This is a genomic window from Microbacterium sp. (assembly GCF_047602155.1).
Taxonomy (GTDB): Bacteria; Actinomycetota; Actinomycetes; order Actinomycetales; family Microbacteriaceae; genus Microbacterium.
Window position 1 is genome coordinate 454469 of the sequence record NZ_JASGHZ010000001.1, and the last position, 17287, is coordinate 471755.

Annotated in this window: 20 protein-coding genes; 9 read left to right on the forward strand and 11 right to left on the reverse strand. The window is 70.2% G+C overall.

All coding sequences use genetic code 11. The features are described from left to right. Position 1 precedes the first annotated feature (1 nt). From QM720_RS02190 to QM720_RS02205, 4 genes are read right to left on the reverse strand one after another with little or no spacing between them, the layout of a single operon-like run. Positions 2-1717, reverse strand: coding sequence for a cytochrome c biogenesis protein ResB (locus QM720_RS02190; RefSeq protein ID WP_415124529.1), 1716 nt, complete (start codon positions 1715-1717; stop codon positions 2-4). Continuing rightward, on the reverse strand, positions 1698-2540 hold the full coding sequence (locus tag QM720_RS02195) for a cytochrome c biogenesis CcdA family protein (protein ID WP_415124530.1): 843 nt from the start codon (positions 2538-2540) through the stop codon (positions 1698-1700). Before QM720_RS02195 ends, QM720_RS02190 begins: the two co-directional genes overlap by 20 nt. 3 nt (positions 2541-2543) lie before the next feature. Further along, positions 2544-3131 carry a TlpA family protein disulfide reductase gene (locus QM720_RS02200; protein WP_415124531.1) on the reverse strand — a complete coding sequence of 196 codons (588 nt, stop codon included), beginning with the start codon at positions 3129-3131 and terminating at the stop codon, positions 2544-2546. Next, complete coding sequence (locus QM720_RS02205) at positions 3128-3760, reverse strand: histidine phosphatase family protein (RefSeq protein ID WP_415124532.1); 633 nt, start codon at positions 3758-3760, stop codon at positions 3128-3130. The genes QM720_RS02200 and QM720_RS02205 overlap by 4 nt, the downstream gene beginning before the upstream one ends. A gap of 82 nt (positions 3761-3842) precedes the next feature. Between QM720_RS02205 and mgtA the strand changes: the two genes are divergently transcribed. The 3 genes from mgtA (at position 3843) to QM720_RS02220 (ending at position 8119) form a co-directional block, all read left to right on the forward strand. Continuing rightward, positions 3843-6383 (forward strand): magnesium-translocating P-type ATPase, encoded by a 2541-nt coding sequence (mgtA, locus tag QM720_RS02210; protein WP_415124533.1) that lies wholly within the window; start codon positions 3843-3845, stop codon positions 6381-6383. A gap of 50 nt (positions 6384-6433) precedes the next feature. Then, complete coding sequence (gene aspS, locus QM720_RS02215) at positions 6434-7774, forward strand: aspartate--tRNA(Asn) ligase (protein ID WP_415124534.1); 1341 nt, start codon at positions 6434-6436, stop codon at positions 7772-7774. Between the two features lie 162 nt (positions 7775-7936). Continuing rightward, on the forward strand, positions 7937-8119 hold the full coding sequence (locus tag QM720_RS02220) for a YegP family protein (protein WP_415124535.1): 183 nt from the start codon (positions 7937-7939) through the stop codon (positions 8117-8119). 378 nt (positions 8120-8497) lie between these two features. Here QM720_RS02220 and QM720_RS02225 read toward each other — a convergent pair whose 3' ends face one another. The 5 genes from QM720_RS02225 to QM720_RS02245 form a co-directional block, all read right to left on the reverse strand. Beyond that, a complete protein-coding gene (locus QM720_RS02225; RefSeq protein ID WP_415124536.1) occupies positions 8498-8797 on the reverse strand; it encodes a Dabb family protein in 300 nt (99 codons plus the stop codon). Next, positions 8794-9078, reverse strand: a complete 285-nt coding sequence (locus tag QM720_RS02230; protein WP_415124537.1) for a glutaredoxin family protein — start codon at positions 9076-9078, stop codon at positions 8794-8796. The genes QM720_RS02225 and QM720_RS02230 overlap by 4 nt, the downstream gene beginning before the upstream one ends. Before the next feature lie 67 nt (positions 9079-9145). Next, positions 9146-9244, reverse strand: coding sequence for a 30S ribosomal protein bS22 (locus QM720_RS02235; protein WP_003792170.1), 99 nt, complete (start codon positions 9242-9244; stop codon positions 9146-9148). 83 nt (positions 9245-9327) lie between these two features. Then, positions 9328-9519, reverse strand: coding sequence for a helix-turn-helix domain-containing protein (locus tag QM720_RS02240; RefSeq protein ID WP_415124538.1), 192 nt, complete (start codon positions 9517-9519; stop codon positions 9328-9330). 92 nt (positions 9520-9611) lie between these two features. After that, a complete protein-coding gene (locus tag QM720_RS02245; protein ID WP_415124539.1) occupies positions 9612-10016 on the reverse strand; it encodes an ArsR/SmtB family transcription factor in 405 nt (134 codons plus the stop codon). Between the two features lie 70 nt (positions 10017-10086). On the opposite strand from QM720_RS02245, the gene QM720_RS02250 reads away from it, so the two are divergent. Together QM720_RS02250 and QM720_RS02255 are read left to right on the forward strand one after the other, a co-directional pair. Further along, positions 10087-11529 (forward strand): TrkH family potassium uptake protein, encoded by a 1443-nt coding sequence (locus tag QM720_RS02250; RefSeq protein WP_415124540.1) that lies wholly within the window; start codon positions 10087-10089, stop codon positions 11527-11529. Next, on the forward strand, positions 11522-12193 hold the full coding sequence (locus tag QM720_RS02255; RefSeq protein ID WP_415124541.1) for a potassium channel family protein: 672 nt from the start codon (positions 11522-11524) through the stop codon (positions 12191-12193). Before QM720_RS02250 ends, QM720_RS02255 begins: the two co-directional genes overlap by 8 nt. A 5-nt stretch (positions 12194-12198) precedes the next feature. Here QM720_RS02255 and proC read toward each other — a convergent pair whose 3' ends face one another. Continuing rightward, positions 12199-13032, reverse strand: a complete 834-nt coding sequence (gene proC / locus QM720_RS02260) for a pyrroline-5-carboxylate reductase (RefSeq protein WP_415124542.1) — start codon at positions 13030-13032, stop codon at positions 12199-12201. Positions 13033-13103: 71 nt separating this feature from the next. Between proC and QM720_RS02265 the strand changes: the two genes are divergently transcribed. Next, the gene (locus QM720_RS02265; RefSeq protein ID WP_415124543.1) at positions 13104-14210 is read left to right on the forward strand and encodes an alpha/beta fold hydrolase; all 1107 of its coding nucleotides are present in this window, start codon (positions 13104-13106) and stop codon (positions 14208-14210) included. A 170-nt stretch (positions 14211-14380) separates the two neighbouring features. Here QM720_RS02265 and QM720_RS02270 read toward each other — a convergent pair whose 3' ends face one another. Then, the gene (locus QM720_RS02270; protein WP_415127777.1) at positions 14381-14812 is read right to left on the reverse strand and encodes a nucleoside deaminase; all 432 of its coding nucleotides are present in this window, start codon (positions 14810-14812) and stop codon (positions 14381-14383) included. Between the two features lie 103 nt (positions 14813-14915). Here QM720_RS02270 and upp point away from each other — a divergent pair, with 103 nt between their 5' ends. Genes upp through QM720_RS02285 form a run of 3 tightly spaced genes read left to right on the forward strand, consistent with a single transcriptional unit; the run spans position 14916 to position 17272 of the window. Beyond that, the gene (gene upp, locus QM720_RS02275; RefSeq protein ID WP_415124544.1) at positions 14916-15548 is read left to right on the forward strand and encodes a uracil phosphoribosyltransferase; all 633 of its coding nucleotides are present in this window, start codon (positions 14916-14918) and stop codon (positions 15546-15548) included. 56 nt (positions 15549-15604) lie between these two features. Beyond that, a complete protein-coding gene (locus QM720_RS02280) occupies positions 15605-15826 on the forward strand; it encodes a hypothetical protein (RefSeq protein ID WP_415124545.1) in 222 nt (73 codons plus the stop codon). Positions 15827-15859: 33 nt separating this feature from the next. Next, complete coding sequence (locus QM720_RS02285) at positions 15860-17272, forward strand: MFS transporter (protein WP_415124546.1); 1413 nt, start codon at positions 15860-15862, stop codon at positions 17270-17272. Positions 17273-17287 lie beyond the last annotated feature (15 nt).

Here is a 17287-nt window from a genome sequence, read left to right on the forward strand (position 1 = left end):
GTCAGTCTACGCGCGCGGGTTCTGCGGACCGCTCGACGGATGCCGCCTCCTCGGCCGGCGCCGGCGCGAAGCCGGCGGCATCCATCGCGGCGCCGTGTTCGCGGGCGAGGTCGGCGACGGCACCGGCGATGGCGGGGTCCTCGCCGCGGGCGAGGCCCGCGTATTCCAGCCGCAGCGCACCGTCGACGGGCGTGGCCTTGACCCACATGCGCCGGCGCGGCACGAACAGCGCGGCGAGCAGGCCCAGCAGCGCGACGACGGCGAAGCCGAGCACGAACGGCGCGCCGACGTCGCGGTGGATCGACAACGACACGTAGCGTTTGACGGCCTCGGAGGCACCGGCCGTCCGGGCATCCTCGAAGGTGATCGTGCCGAGCCCGTTCGGCAGGTCGACGGTCTGCCCTGGCTCGAGCTCGAGCGACGCGACGTCGACGGCGCGACCGGTGAGCTGGGTCATGCCGCTCGTGTCGAGGGCGTAGACGTTGCGCGGCGTGCCGTCGTTGATGCCGAGGTCGCCGACGTACACGTCGAGCGTGAGCACAGGGTTCACGAGCGACGGGTAGATCGAGGTGAGCGCCCCGGACTCCTGCTCCGCGGCGGTCGGATAGAAGAATCCGACGAGCCCCATCTGCTCGCTCAGCCCGTCGGGAACCTTCACGACGCCGAGCGAGGTCATCGTCGCCCCCCGCGGCAAGAACTCGACGTCGTCGCGGAAGACGACCTCGCCACCGGGGTTTCGCACCGTGATGGTCGGGGCGTAGCCGTTGCCCATGAGATAGATGCGGTCGCCGGCCATGTCGATCGGGTGGTTGACGCGCACGGTCTGCTGCTGCGCCTGACCGCCCGCCTCGCGCGTCGTGAGGTTCGCGGCGAAGTCGCCGGCCTGGCCCTGACCGGCCTCGCCGACCGGCACGTAGGTGACGTCGAAGCTGTCGAGGGTGAGCGAGTACGGCGACAGCGCGTCGGTGTTCACGAACCGGCCGGGGTTGAACGAGGTGTACCCGAGGCCCAGCGAGTTGACGAAGCTGTCGCCCTGCACGAGCACCGTCTGCCCCGTGTAGGTGAGCCCCCCGCCGATGCCCGCCGACAGCAGCACTCCGACCAGCGCGGCGTGGAAGACGAGGTTGCCGGTCTCGCGGAGGTATCCGCGTTCGGCGGAGACGGATGCCGAACCCGCCGAGTCGTAGCGCTCGACGCGGTAGCCGCCCTTGCGCAGCTGCGCCTGCGCGAGGTCGATCGCGGCGGCATCCGACCCCCGCGGAAGGGGCCGGCTGACCTCGGCGTGATCGTCGAGCCGCGACAGCCGGGCGGGGGTGCGCGGCGGCCGCGCCCGCAGCGCCTTGTAGTGGTGCTTCGTGCGCGGGATGACGCAGCCGATGAGCGAGACGAACAGCAGGATGTAGATCGCCGAGAACCACGCCGACGAGTACACGTCGAACAGCTGCAGCTTGTCGAGGATCGGAAAGAGGTCGGGGTTGTTCGCCTTGTAGTCGAGCACGCCGTTCGGGTCGGCCGTGCGCTGCGGCACGATCGACCCGGGGATGGCGGCGATCGCGAGCAGCAGCAGCAGCACGAGCGCCGTGCGCATGCTGGTCAGCTGCCGCCAGACCCAGCGCAGCCAGCCGACGGGCCCGAGCTGCGGCTGCGCCGTCGACTCGACGTGATCGGCCGGCCGCAGCGGGTCGTTCTCCGAACCGTCAGAGCGGGAGTTCGACACTGCCCATCACCCCCGCCACGCGCGACATGAGATCGGTCCACAGGCCGGTCACCATCAGCACGCCCAGTGCGATCAGCAGCACGCCGCCGGCGATGTTGACGGCGCGAATATGCCGCCGCAGGAATGCGACCGAGCGGGTCGCCCAGCCGAAGCCGATCGCGAGCAGCAGGAACGGGATGCCGAGCCCCAGCGAGTACGCCACCGCCAGCAGCACGGCCCGGCCCGGGTCGGCCTGCGTCAGCGAGATGGAGAGGATCGCCGTGTAGGTGGGGCCGATGCACGGCGCCCAGCCAATGCCCATCGCGACGCCCAGCAGGGGCGCTCCGACCAGGCCCAGTCCGCTGCGCACCTGCGGCTTGTGGGCGCGCTGCGCGAACCCGAACAGGCCGAGGAAGACGAGGCCCATCCCGATGACGACGACACCGAGGATGCGGGTGAGCACGTCGCCGTACTGGAGGAAGAAGCGCCCGGCGGTGCCGGCCAGCACGCCCATCGCGACGAAGACGACCGTGAAGCCGGCGATGAACAGCAGCACGCCGAGCACGAGCCGGCCGCGGGCGGTCGCGAACTCCGCAGAAGAGCGCGAACTCCGCACCGCATCCGCCGAATCCTGCGGAGTTCGCGCAGAACTGCGGAGTTGGTGCGCGGCATCCGCTCCCTCCCGCCCCGCGCCGGCGGCACCCACCGCTCCGCCGAGGAAGCCGAGGTAGCCCGGCACGAGCGGCAGCACGCACGGCGAGAGGAACGACACGAGCCCGGCGAGCATCGCGATGGGCAGCGCGAGCCAGAGCGCGCCGTCGAAGACGATGGATCCGCTGTCCATGGCCTACTGCTCGGCCACGACGTCGCGGATGATGCTCTTGAGGATCGACTCGCTCTTGACCAGGCCGATGAAGCGGGCCGCGACGCGGCCCTGCGTGTCGAGCACGAGGGTCGTCGGGGTGCTCGACAGCGTCGTCCAGTCGGCGAAGGCGAGCTTGAGGTCGACATCCTTGGCTGCCAGCAGCGACGGGTAGCTGATGCCGTAGGTCTCGTCGAACGCCGCCGCCGCCTCGGGGCCGTCGTAGATGTTGACGCCGAGGAAGGTCGCGTCGGGCTGCACCTCCTGGTACGTCGACTCCAGGGTGGGCGCCTCGGCGCGGCAGGGGCCGCAGCCGGCGTACCAGAAGTTGAGCACGAGCACGGTGCCCGCGTAGTCGGCGCTGGAGATCGTAGATCCGTCGACAGCGGTGCCGGTGAACGCGATCGCGTCGCCGCGATCGGCCGCGGCGATCTCCTGCACGGTGCCGTCGCCGGAGATGTAGCCCTTGTCGCCGCCCTGCTGATAGTCCTGGGCGAGCCCGTCGTTCGCGTTCGTGCAGCCGGCGAGCGCGAGCGTCAGCGCCAGAGCCGCAAGGGATGCCGCGCGCTTCATACCGCCCCCACATCCACGGCGTCGCTGGTGGCGGCGGGCTCGGCGTAGCCGATCTCGAGGAAGTCGAGGTTCTCGCGGCGCTTGAAGGTCGTGACGCTCGACAGGGCGCACCGGCGGGTGCGCGGGTCGTGGCGCAGCGGCTCGCCGCCGACGGCGAGGTGGGTGATCCAGATGGGGGCCTGATGGCTGACGAGCACGACGTCACCGCGGTCGGCGGACTGCCAGGCGGCATCCATCGCCTGCAGCATGCGCGCGCTGATCGCGGCGTACGGCTCGCCCCAGCTGGGGACGCCCGGCCGCAGCAGATGCCGCCAGTTCAGCGGGTTCATCAGCGCCTTCTTCATGCGCTTGCCCTCGAACACGTTGGTCGGCTCGATGAGGCGCTCGTCGAGGACCGGGTCGAGGCCGAACAGCTCGGCGAACGGCTCCGCCGACTCGCGCGTGCGCTGCAGGGGCGAGGCGTAGAGGGCGACGACGGGCCGGTCGAGGCGCCCCACGTGCTCGGCGGCGGCGCGGGCCATGCCGCGTCCGTCGGCGCTGAGCCCGTAGCCGGGCAGCCGTCCGTAGAGGATGCGCTCGGGGTTGAACACCTCCCCGTGACGCACGAGGTGGAGGCGATCGGCGGGCACCCGCCAAGTCTACGCGGCGGCGATCTGTGGCCGGGCTGGGAGTGTGCGCCCGGCGAGAGACGGCGGGAGCATAATCGTCACCGTGACCGACGAGTCCTGGACCAAGCCCGCGACCCAGGTCGCGGCATCCCTGTCCTCCGGACCGGACGGACTCAGCGCCGCGGCGGCGGCCGCCGAGCTGCCCGCCACCCGCGCACGGGCGTTGCCGCAGGGCACTCACGCCTCCGGCTGGCGGCTGCTGGCGCGGCAGTTCACGAGCCCCATCATGCTGATCCTCATCGGTGCGACAGTGCTGTCCGGCATCCTCGGCGACGTCACCGACAGCGTCATCATCCTCGTCATCGTGCTGCTGTCGGGGCTGCTCGACTTCGTGCAGGAGCGCGGCGCCACCGGTGCGATCGACCGGCTGCTGGCGAGCGTGCAGCTGACGGCGGACGTCGTGCGGGGCGGCACCGTCACCGCCGTCCCGTTCGACGAGGTCGTGCCCGGCGACGTCGTCCAGGTCTCCGGCGGCGACATCCTGCCCGCCGACGCGCTCGTGCTGAGCGCCGCCGACCTGCAGCTCGACCAGTCGAGCCTGACCGGCGAGACCTTCCCGGCGGCGAAGACGCCCGCCCCCTCCCCCGCGGGCACGGCGCTCGCCGCCCGCGCCAACGTCCTGTACATGGGCACGCACGTCGCCAGCGGCTCGGGCCGCGCCGTCGTCGTCGCCACCGGCCGCGACACGGAGTTCGGGCAGGTGGTCACGGCGATCGGCCAGAGGCAGCGCGCGACCGGGTTCGAGCACGGCATGACGCGCTTCGGGCTGCTGCTGACCCGCGTCATGGTCGTGCTGGTCGTCCTGATCTTCGTCGCGAACCTGCTGCTGCAGCGGCCGCTCGTCGACTCGGCGCTGTTCTCGCTGTCGCTCGCCGTCGGCCTGACGCCGCAGCTGCTGCCGGCGATCGTCGGCATCAGCCTCGCTCAGGGCGCCCGCGCCATCGCGAAGCACCGCGTGATCGTCAAACGCCTCAACGCCATCGAGGACTTCGGCGCGATGAGCGTGCTGTGCACCGACAAGACCGGCACGATGACGCAGGGCTCGATCCACCTCGACCGCGTCGTCGCGATCGACGGCACCCCCGACCCGGCTCTGCTGCGCCTCGCGGCCCTCAACGCGACGCTGCAGCACGGACTCGCCAACCCCCTCGATGACGCGATCGCCGCCGCCGCGCACGACCTCGACCTCGGCGGCGCGAAGCCCGCCGGCGAGGTGCCTTACGACTTCACCCGCAAACGCCTCAGCGTGCTCGTCGATCAGCCGGATGCCGGCCCCCTCCTCATCACCAAGGGCGCCGTCGACCCCGTGCTCGCGGTGTGCACGCAGGCGCGCGCCACGGACGGCACGCTGACGCCGATCGCCGCGGCGACGCCCGGGGTGCAGGCGGTCGTCGAGACCCTGTCGGGCGAGGGGATGCGGGTGCTCGCGCTCGCGACGAAGCCGATGCCGTCGGCATCCGCCGTCACCGTCGCCGACGAGGCCGACCTTACCCTGGAGGGCCTGCTCGCCTTCGCCGACCCGGTCAAGCCCGATGCCGCCGCCGCGATCGCCGGCTTCGCCGCGGCCGGGGTGTCGGTGCGCATGATCACCGGCGATTCCCGCCCGGCCGCCGCGCACATCGCCGCCGAGCTCGGCCTCGACACGAAGGCCATCGCGACCGGCGCCGACCTCGACGCCTGGGACGACCAGACCCTCGGCGCCCGCGCGGGGGGCATCGCGGTGTTCTGCGAGACGAGCCCGCGGCACAAGGAGCGCATCGTGCGGGCGCTCGCCGCATCCGGAGCGGTCGTCGGATACGTCGGCGACGGCATCAACGACGCGCCGGCGCTGAAGGCCGCCGACGTCGGCATCTCGGTGCGCGCAGCGGCAGACGTCGCGACGCAGTCGGCATCCATCGTCATGCTCGAGAACGACCTGGGCGCCCTCCTCGACGGCATGCGCCAGGGCCGGCGCACGTTCGCGAACACGATGAAGTACATCTTCATGACCACGAGCGCCAACTTCGGCAACATGATCTCGATGGCGATCGCGTCGGTCGTGCTGCCGTTCCTGCCGTTGCTGGCGGGGCAGATCCTGATGATCAACCTGCTCACCGACCTGCCCGCCACCGCCATCGCGACCGACAACGTCGACGAGCGGCAGATCGCCCACCCGCAGCGCTGGAACATGCACCTCATCCGCAACTACATGATCGTGTTCGGGGTCGTCAGCTCGGCGTTCGACCTCATCACGTTCGTGCTCCTGCGCGTCGGATTCCACGCCGGCGAGAAGGAGTTCCAGAGCGCGTGGTTCCTCGGCTCGGTGCTCACCGAGGTGTTCGTGGTGTTCGCGCTGCGCACGCGCGGTCCGTCGTGGCGTTCGCGACCGTCGGGCATGCTCGTGCTGCTGTCGGCGGCGGTGACCGTCGTGACGTTCGCGATCGTGCTGACGCCGCTCGGCGGGCTGCTCGAGATGTCGGTGCCGCCGTGGTCGCTCGTCGGGCTCGTGACCGCGCTGACCGTCGTCTACTGCGCCGCGACCGAGCTGACCAAGGTCGTGTTCTGGCGCGTGCCCGCCCACGCGCATCCCGTTCCCGCGCGGTGAGGATGCCGGCATCCGCGCGAGCCCGACGCCGCCCCGTAGACTGGACCCTCGTGAGTGAACGCGTTCTCGTCAGCCAGTTGCAGTCCCGTGAAGACGGCCCCGTCCGGGTGTCGGGATGGGTCGAAACCGTCCGCGATCAGAAGAGAGTGCAGTTCGTCATCCTGCGCGACGAGACCGGCGCCGTGCAGCTGGTCAACCCGGCGACGCGCCCCGCCGAAGACGGCAGCGAGCAGGATGCCGCAGCCCTCGCCCTGACCGCGCTCATCTCCGAGCTGTCCACGGGCACGTTCCTCACCGTCACGGGCGACCTCACGCACGACGAGCGCGTCAAGCTCGGCGGCGTCGAGATCAAGATCGGCGCGCTCGAGGTCGCGGCATCCGCCCTGCCCGAGACGCCCATCGCGGCCGACAGCGGCCTCGACAAGCGCATGGACTGGCGGTTCATCGACCTGCGCCAGCGCCGCAACAACCTCATCTTCCGCGTGCAGACGACCCTCGAGCACGCCATGCGCACCTACTGGATCGAGCGCGACTACATCGAGATCCACACCCCGAAGCTCATGGCGAGCCCGTCGGAGTCGCGCGCCGAGCTGTTCGAGGTGCCCTACTTCGAGGACAAGACGGCATATCTCTCCCAGAGCCCCCAGCACTTCAAGCAGATGGCGCAGGCGGCAGGCTTCGGCAAGGTGTTCGAGATCGCGGATGCCTTCCGCGCCGACCCGAGCTTCACGAGCCGGCACGCCACAGAGTTCACGAGCGTCGACGCCGAGATCAGCTGGATCGACTCGCACGAAGATGTCGCACGCATGCAGGAGGAGCTGCTGGCTGCGGCCTTCGCCGCCGTCAAGGAGAAGCACGGCGCCGAGATCGAGGAGCTGTTCGGCCTCGAGGTCGTCGTGCCGACGCTCCCCTTCCCGCGCATCCCGCTCGCTGCGGCCCGTGAGATCGTCGCGGCCACCGGCTATGTCAACCCGCGCACCGACGGCGACCTCGACCCCGAGTCGGAGCGTCGCGTCTGCGCTCACGCGCAGGAGACCTTCGGCCACCAGTTCGTGTTCGTGACCGACTACGACGCCGGCATCCGGCCGTTCTACCACATGCGCGACCCCGAGACGGGCCTCACGAAGAGCTACGACCTGCTGTTCCAGGGCGTCGAGATCACCACCGGCGCGCAGCGCGAGCACCGCATCGAGGTGCTCGAGGCGCAGGCCCTCGAGAAGGGTCTGGAGCTGGAGGGTCTCGCGCACTACCTCGACTTCTTCCGCTACGGCACACCGCCGCACGGCGGCTTCGGCATGGGCCTCGCGCGCGTGCTGATGCTGCTGCTCGGCCAGGACTCGATCCGCGAGGTGACCTACCTCTTCCGCGGCCCCACCCGCCTCGCTCCCTAGCCGGCATCCCGCGCGCGAGAAACCACTTCGCGCGTGAGAAACCACTTCTGCAGTGGTTTCTCACGCGGAATGTGGTTTCTCACTCTTCCGCGGGACGGATGCCGCCGCTAGCGTGGGCACAGCGGCGGCGCCGGGGCCGTCCAACGGACGGAAGGATCTCCCATGGCAGGCAAGTTCGAGCTCTGGGTCGACAAGGGCGGCGACTGGCGCTTCAACCTGAAGGCATCCAACGGCCAGGTCATCGCGACGAGCCAGGGGTACAACGCGAAGGCGAGCGCCCTGAACGGCATCGAGTCGGTCCGCAACAACGCCCCCGACGCCGAGATCGTCGAGATCGAGAAGTAGGCCGCGCCCCGCACCCATGACTCGAAGGGGTCGGCCCCGGCCGGCCCCTTCCCCGTGTGCGCGGCGCCGTGTGCGCGGCGCCGACGGCAGGCTCGCGCGCGTCGGCCTCAGGCCCGCGCGCGTCGGCCGCAGGCTCGCGCGCGTCGGCCGGCGCTACCGCGACCTGCTCGCGCTACAGAAACCTGCACGCGCTGCTGAAACTTCGACAGCGCGTGCAGGATTCGACAGCGCGTACAGGATTCGACAGCGCGTACAGGATTCGACAGCGCGTACAGGATTCGACAGCGCGTACAGGATTCGACAGCGCGTGCAGGTTTCGACAGCGCGAAAGCCCGCGCCTGTGCGCGACGCGCCGGGCGGTCGGCGGTCGGAGCGCGGTCAGAGTTCGAAGTCGACGGCGACGCGGTCGGAGACCACGGAGCGCACGTACCCGACGACGGCCTGGTGGTCGGGGTGGGTCTGGTAGGCGTCCAGGCCTGCCTGGTCGGCGAAATCGGCGACCAGCGCGACATCCCAGTTGCCGCCACCCACGACGTCGGGCCCGATCGTCAGGTCGACGATCGACGGCACGACCCCTCGCAGCGCGGCGAGGTCTTCGCTGATCTTCTGTGCCTGCGCGGCGCGCTCGGCCGGATCTTCGGCGGCGAGCTTCCAGGCGACGACGTGGCGGATGGTCATACGATCTCCTCTTCCGGGGCGATGGATGCCGACAGGGATGCGGACACGGCTGCGCGCAGCCGATCGGGCGACAGGCGCCAGTGCGCGTGCAGGCGGTCGTCGATGAGGACGACGGGGATCTTCTCCCACCACTGCGCATACAGCGCCGCATCGTCCTGGATCGACAGCTCGGCGACCTCGACGGCATCCTCGGGGAACTCGGCCAGCACCGTCTCGACGACCTCGCGCGCCACGTCGCACAGATGGCAGTCGGGCTTGGAGATGATCGTCAGGGTGGTCACGGCATCCATCCTGCCCGAAAACACGAAGCGCCCGTCCACAGGACGGGGCGCTCGGTGTCGCTGCCGCTTACTTCTTGTTGCGGCGCTGGTGGCGAGTCTTGCGAAGCAGCTTGCGGTGCTTCTTCTTCGCCATGCGCTTGCGGCGCTTCTTGATGACAGAACCCACGGAAAACCTCACTATGTCAGGGGTCTGGACGCGCATCTTCCGCGTCCGGGATCGGGCATCACGGAAAATGCCCTCGGAGCAGTCTAGCCGACGTCGGCGATGGGCCGTTGCAGGGCTGCCGTGACGGCGATCTCGGGTACGCGGTAGCTGCGCCCGAAGCGCACGGCGGGAAGCTCTCCGGCGTGCACGAGACGGTACACCGTCATCTTCGACACACGCATGAGCTCCGCCACCTCAGCGACGGTCAGAAAGCGCACATCAGACAGATCAGGCACTCCACCACTCCCCAGACACCAGCACTGCAGACACCAGCAATGCTCCGCCCCTCAGGATAGGGCGTCGATGGGACGCGTGTAAACCTCTGTGACTAACGGCCGGGGATGCGCTTGATCGCGCTGTCCCAGGCGTGCTTCGCGGATGCCGCGGCCCGCCCGACCATGTCGGCCGCCGCGGCGGCGGGTTCGGGCAGCGACGACGCGCCGGCGATATCGGCGAACCCGTCGTCGAGGAACGGCACGAGCCAGTCGTCGACGACGTCCAGCGGCGCCGCCGAGAGGCTGTAGAACCGGTGCTGGCCGTCTTCGCGCACCGTGACGAGCTCGGCCTCGCGCAGCACCTTCAGGTGCTTCGACACCGTCGGCTGGCTGATGCCCAGTTCGCCGACGATCTGCGACACGCTCGTGCCCCGGTCGGCGGCCGCCGCGCGCTCGCGCAGCAGCTGCAGGATGTCCCGACGGGTGCCGTCGGCGATCACGTCGAAGATGTCCGCCATGCACTTAGGTTAGCCCGCGGCGTGCCCGGAGTACCATGACAACGATTCTTCGGCGAGAGAGAGGCGCGACATGGCGGGTGACGCCGTCGGTACCCGCGCGCAGCGCGACCCTCTTTCCGCCCTGCGCAGCGTGTGGCGCGGGGTGCGGGGCCTGGCCACCGCATCGCCCTCGCGCTTCGCGATCCTCGTGTTCACGCTGCTGATCCTCACGTTCACCGGACTGTTCTCGCTGCCCGCGGCGTCGGCCACCGGCGAGGTGACGCCGTTCGCCGACGCCCTGTTCACCGCCGTGTCGACGATCTGCGTCACGGGCCTGTCCACGCTCGACATGGGGACGCATTGGAGTCCGTTCGGTCACGTGCTCGTCTATGTCGGCGTCAATGTCGGCGCCCTCGGGGTGCTGACCCTCGCCTCGATCCTCGGGATGGTCATCTCCAAACGTCTGGGGCTGCGCGCCAAGCTCATCGCCGCCGGCGACTCCAATCCGCTGCGCGCCCACGGCGGCCCGGTCAACGAAGGCCAGACGGTGCGCCTGGGCGAGGTCGGCCAGCTGCTCGCGACGGTCGCGCTGTCGACGCTCGTGATCGAGGCGGGGCTGGCCATCCTGCTCTATCCCTCGCTGCTGCTGAGCGGCGTTGACCCGGTGAACGCGCTGTGGGAGGCGCCCTACTACGCGGCGATGTCGTTCACCAACACCGGCTTCGCGCCCAACGCCGGCGGCCTGACCCCGTTCACGCAGAACTACCCCATGCTGACGATCCTGATGACGGGCGTCTTCCTCGGCTCGATCGGCTTCCCCGTCATCTTCACGCTGTGGCGCCACCATCTGCACGTGCGCCGCTGGTCGCTGCACGCCAAGCTCACGCTCATCACCACCGTCATCCTGTTCTTCGCCGGCGCGGGAGTCTTCCTGCTGCTGGAATATGACAACCCGGAGACCCTCGGGGGTCTCGGGGCGTGGGACACCACCTTCCAGGCCTTCTTCCTGTCGGCCATGACACGCTCCGGCGGATTCTCGATCATCGACATGGGCGAGCTGCACGGCTCGTCGCTCATCGTCGGCTCGATGCTGATGTTCGTCGGCGGGGGGTCGGCATCCACCGCGGGCGGCATCAAGGTGACCACCCTCGCGGTCCTCGCTCTCGCGGTGTGGTCGGAGGCGAAGGGACGCCCCAGCGTGCAGGCCTTCGGCCGCCGCATCCCGAGCGACGTGCAGCGCGTCGCGCTCTCGGTCGTCGCCTGGGGATCGACGATCATCGCCCTGTCGACCATCGCGATCGCCCAGCTCACGCAGCAGCCGATCGAAGACGTGCTGTTCGACGTGATCTCCGGCTTCGCCACCGTGGGCCTGTCCACCGGCGTGACCCAGAACCTGCCCGACCCGGCCGTCTACATCATGGCCCTGACCATGTTCATGGGGCGCGTTGGTACAGTGACACTCGCCGCGGCCGTGGCCGCGACATCCCGATCGCAGCACTACGCGCTGCCCGTGGAAAGGCCGATCGTTGGTTGAGCAGATCCGCAGCGATGCCCCCGTCCTGGTGATCGGCCTCGGCCGGTTCGGTGCCGCGTGCGCCGGCGAACTCGACCGGCTCGACCGGGAGGTGCTCGCGATCGATGACAGCCTCGACCTCGTGCAGAAGTGGTCCGAACGGGTCACGCACGCGGTGCAGGCCGACGCGCGCAACATCGACGCGCTGAAACAGATCGGGGCCAGCGACTTCCAGGTCGCCGTCGTCGCCGTCGGCTCGTCGATCGAGGCATCCGTGCTCATCACGGCGAACCTCGTCGACCTGAAAGTCCCGCAGATCTGGGCGAAAGCCGTGTCACAGGCGCACGGCAAGATCCTCGCCCGCGTCGGCGCCAACCACGTCATCTACCCCGAGCGCGAGGCCGGCGAGCGCGTCGCGCACCTCGTCTCGGGGCGGATGCTGGACTTCATCCGCTTCGACGACGACTTCGTGCTCGCCAAGATGTACCCGCCGAAGTTCATCCGCGGCATCGGCCTGAACGAGTCGGGCGTGCGCACGAAGTACAACGTCACGGTCGTGGGGATCAAGAGCCCCGGCAAGCCCTTCCGCTACGCCGAGGCCGGCACCGTCGTGACCAACCACGACCTCATCATCGTGTCGGGCACCAACAGCGACATCGAGCGCTTCGCCAGCCTCGACCGGTAGGGCTGTCAGGCGCCGGCGGCGAGTTCGCGGGAGCGGGCGAGTGCGGCATCCGTCGCCTCGGCGAACAGGCCGTCGAGGTGCGCGGCCTGCAGCACGGCGATCGCCCGCTCGGTCGTGCCCTTGGGGCTCGTGACGCGGCGACGCAGCTCGGCCGGATCCTCGCCGGTCGCCTCCAGCAGCGCCGCGGCGCCGATGAAGGTCTGCTCGACCATGAGCCGGGCGTCGGCGTCGCAGAAGCCCTTGCCGCGAGCGGCGGCGGTGAGCTGCTCGATGAGCAGGAACACGTAGGCCGGCCCCGACCCCGAGATCGTGCCGAGCGCGTCGATCTGCTCCTCCGGCAGTTCGATGACGACGCCGCACGTCTCGTAGAGACGCCGCACCACGGCGACGTCGGCGGCGGATGCCGCGGCCCCCGCGGCGACCCCCGTGACCGCCTTGCCGACCAGCGCCGGGGTGTTCGGCATCGAGCGGACCACGGCGACACCCTCCCCGAGGATCGACTCGAACGTCGCGATCGGCACGCCGGCGGCGAAGCTCACGACGACGACGCCGGGGCGCAGCGACGGCGCGATCTCGCGCAGCAGGTCGGGGACCATCGCGGGCTTGACGCCGACGAGCACGATGTCGGCATCCGCGGCGGCGTGCCGGTTCGCGGCCGGGTCGTGCTCGAGCGCGAGGCTCGTCACCCCGGGCAGCCCGTCGAGTTCGGCGGCCTTCGCGGCGGTGCGGTTGGTCACCGTGACGCGGGGCGCCACACCCGAGCGGACGAGGCCCTGCAGGATCGCACCGCCCATCGAGCCGGCACCGAGAAGAGCGATCGAAGGCAGCGGGGAAGACATGCCCCCATCCTACGAAGCCGCCGGGCCGAGGGCCCGTTCCGCCCCGCCGAGGCCCGGGTAGGATGCCGAACATGACGCTCCTCGCCGGCATCCGTTCCCGCATCATCGACACCGATCGCCTGCACGTGGGCATCCTGGAACGCGACGGCGACGACGCCGCGGCCGACACGACCGTCGTGCTCGTGCACGGCAACGTGTCGTCGAGCCTGTTCTGGCAGGAGGTCATGCAGGATCTGCCGAGCGACCTGCGCGTCATCGCCGTCGACCTCCGCGGGTTCGGGCTGACCGAGAGCCTGCCGATCGACGCGACGCGCGGCGTGCGCGACTTCAGCGACGACCTGCACGCGACGCTCACGGCGCTGGGTCTGGATGCCGCGCACCTCGTCGGCTGGTCGATGGGCGGCGGCGTGGTCATGCAGTACGCGCTCGACCACCCGGTGCTCTCGCTCACGCTGCAGGCGCCGGTCTCGCCCTACGGCTTCGGCGGCACGCGACGCGACGGCTCGCGCCTCACCGACGACGACGCCGGCACGGGCGGCGGCGGCGCGAACCCCGACTTCGTCGCGCGATTGCAGGCCGGCGACACCTCGGAGGAGGCGCAGACCTCGCCGCGCAGCGTGTTCCGCTCGGGCTACGTCGCCCCCGGATACACGAGCGCGCACGAGGATCTGTGGGTCGAGTCGATGAACACGACCTCCACCGCCGAGGGCAACTACCCCGGCGACGGCGTCGCCAGCCAGAACTGGCCCGGCTTCGCGGCCGGCACGATCGGCGTGCTCAACACGATGACACCGCGGTACTTCGACACGTCGGGCATCGTCGACCTCGCCGTCAAACCGCCCGTGCTGTGGATCCACGGCACCGCCGATGCGATCGTCTCGGATACGTCGTTCTTCGACCTCAACTACCTCGGGCAGGTGGGCGTCATCCCGGGCTGGCCGGGCGCCGACGTCGCCCCCGCGCAGGAGATGGTGTCGCAGACGCGCGACGTGCTCGACGCCTACCGCGCCGCGGGCGGCGAGGTGACCGAGGTCGAGCTGGAGGGCGTCGGCCACTCGCCGCACCTGGAGCGCCCCGCGCAGTTCCGCCGCGCGCTGCTGCAGGTCATCGGCTACCTCGACCGGCCCGCCGACCCCGCGCCGCCGACGGAGAACATCATCCTCAGCTCTTCGGACTGACGTGGGCTCGTCGGACTGACGTGGGCTCGTCGGACTGACGTGGGCGCGACGGCCCGAGGCGCCGTGTGCGGGTCGCCTCGCCAGGATGCAGGAGCACCTGTGACAAGACCCGCCGCAGATGCCGGTCGAGGCGACTTCTGTCACGCCTGCTCCTGCATCTTGGCGCGACCTCACCGCCGCGCGTCGAAGAACGCCGCGAGCAGCGCCGCCGCCGCGGCCTCGCGCACCCCGCCGACGACTTCGGCGCGCACCGGCAGGCGCCGGTCGCGCAGCACGTCGTAGACCGAACCCGCCGCGCCGGCCTTCTCGTCCCACGCGCCGAAGACGACCCGCCCGACCCGCGCCTGCAGGATCGCGCCGGCGCACATGAGGCACGGCTCGAGGGTGACGGTGAGGGTGCAGTCCTCGAGGTTCCACGACCCGCGGGCAGCGGCGGCGGCGCGCAGCGCGACGACCTCGGCGTGCGCCGTCGGGTCGGCGGTGGCCTCGCGGAGGTTGCGGCCCTCGCCGATGGCCGAGCCGGCGGCATCCGTGACGACCGCGCCGACCGGGATCTCACCGCCGTCGGCGGCCTCGGCCGCCAGCGCCAGCGCACGCGCCATCGCGGCGTCGTCGAGCGCGGAGGTCCGCAGGGTCATAGCCCCAGCGTACGTGCGCACGGCCGGGACGCGGCGCCGTAAGACCCGGCACCGTAAGCTGAGTGCCATGCGCGTGCACGTGGCCGATCACCCTCTCATCACCCACAAGCTGACGGTGCTGCGCGACGAGCACACGCCGTCACCCGTGTTCCGTCAGCTCACGGAAGAGCTCGTGACCCTGCTCGCCTACGAGGCGACCCGGGCGGTACGGGTCGAGTCCGTCGAGATCCAGACGCCCGTCACGACGACGACGGGCGTGCGCATCAGCGAGCCGCGGCCGCTCGTCGTGCCGATCCTGCGCGCGGGACTGGGGATGCTGGAGGGCATGGTGAAGCTCCTGCCCACCGCCGAGGTCGGATTTCTCGGCATGGCGCGCAACGAGGAGACCCTCGAGCCCACCACCTACGCCGAGCGGCTGCCCGACGACCTCAGCGACCGGCAGTGCTTTGTCCTGGACCCCATGCTCGCCACCGGCGGATCGCTGGGCGCGGCCATCGAGTTCCTGTTCGCCCGCGGCGCGCAGGACGTCACGGCGATCTGCATCCTCGCCGCGCCCGAGGGCGTCGCCGCCATCGAGCGCCAGGTCGGCGACCGCGACGTGACGCTCGTGCTCGGCTCGCTCGACGAACGCCTCAACGACAAGGGCTACATCGTTCCCGGCCTCGGGGATGCCGGCGACCGCCTCTACGGCACCGTCTGACCGTTGGTCGTCGCTGAAGGACACCACGTGACGGAGACTGGGCGCCCGAGGCGTGGGTGGACGCGTACGGTGAGCACGACGATCTTCGCGAACTCAACAGTGCCCGCGAACTGATCGTCACCGGCGCGGACGGCAAGGTGCGAGTGAGCGTGCTCGTCTCAGACCGCCCCGCCGACGCATCCGCACGCAAGGAAGGCGACTTTCTCCCGACGGTGATGGCGTTGCCGTCGGCATCCGTCGCCGCCTGCGGGCATGGTCGATTGTCGCCGCACCCTTGACTCAGGGCCGGATCTGTGACATCTAATTGATATATGAGTTCGCAACGGCATTCGCAGGGCACGGCGGCATCCCCCACGAAGCTCTCCGCCGGCACGGTGTGGCGCTACGCAACAGGCTCCCTCGGGACCGGAGGGTTCGGCACGCTCCCGGGGCTCGTGCTGCTGTTCTACATGACGGACACCCTCGGGGTCGCGGCGCTGGCGGCCGGCATCGTCGTTGCCATCCCGAAGGCCTGGGATGTCGTCATCTCCCCCGTCATCGGGGGCCTCAGCGACCATGGCTTGGCCACCACCGGCACGCGCCGCAAGCTGATGCTCATCGGCTCGGTGAGCCTCCCCTTCGCGTTCGCGCTGACGTTCGCCGTTCCCGCAGGGCTTGAGCCCTGGATCGGCGCAGTCTGGGTTCTGCTGGCTTTCCTCGCGGCCACGACGTTCTTCAACCTGTTTCAGGTGCCCTACCTCGCCTTGCCGACAGAGCTCACGCACAGCTACCACGAACGCACCCGGTTGTTGACAACGCGCATCGTCGTGCTGACCTTCTCGATCCTGCTCTTCGGGGCGGGCGCGCCCATGATCCGCGCCCGGTTCTCCGACAACCCGAATCTCGGCTACCTGGTGATGGCGATCTTCGCTGCCGTGCTGATCGGTGTGAGCCTGGTCGTCTCATCGTTCGTGGCTCCGCGTGGCAAGCCCACCGGGCGCTCGGGCACCCAATCGCGCGCTCTGGCCGCGTCGCACTACAAAGAGGCGCTCGCAACGTTGAGAGAGAGCCAGCCCTTCCGCGCCTTGATCACGACCTTCACCCTGCAGTCGATTGCGATCGGCATGATGCTCGCCGGTGCGCAGTACGTCGCGAAGTGGGTCCTGCACAATGAGAACGCGGTCACGCCGCTGTTCGCCGCGCTGATCGCGCCGGCCCTGATCGCGGCGCCGCTGTGGCGTCTGGTTGCCAAGCGCATCGGCAAGGAGCGGGCGTACCGGGTGGCAAGCTGGGTCTTCATCGCCGCGACGATCCTGCTGCTCGGAATGATCTGGGCGCCTGGCTGGTGGATCCTCGGGCCCGTCGCACTCACCGGCGCCGCCTACGCCGGCGTGCAAGCGCTGCCGCTCGCCATGCTGCCGGATGTCATCGGCCACGACAGCACGCAGGCGATCACCATCATCAACGAAGAGACCGGCGGTGCTGAATCGAACCGCGGCGGCGCCTTCACCGGCGTCTGGTCGTCGTTCGAAATGACCGCGTCCGCGGTGGCATCCATCGTCCTCACCCTGGCCCTGGGGCTGTCGGGCTACGTCGAGTCGACGGGCACTCAGACCGTGGAGCAGCCGGCCAGTGCGGTGCTCGGGGTTTCGCTCTCGTTCAGCCTGATCCCCGCGGTGCTCATGATCGTCAGCCTGTTCTCGCTCAGCCGTTACCGCCTGCGCGAGGCCGACATCACCGCCTGAGGCGAAAGGTCAAGG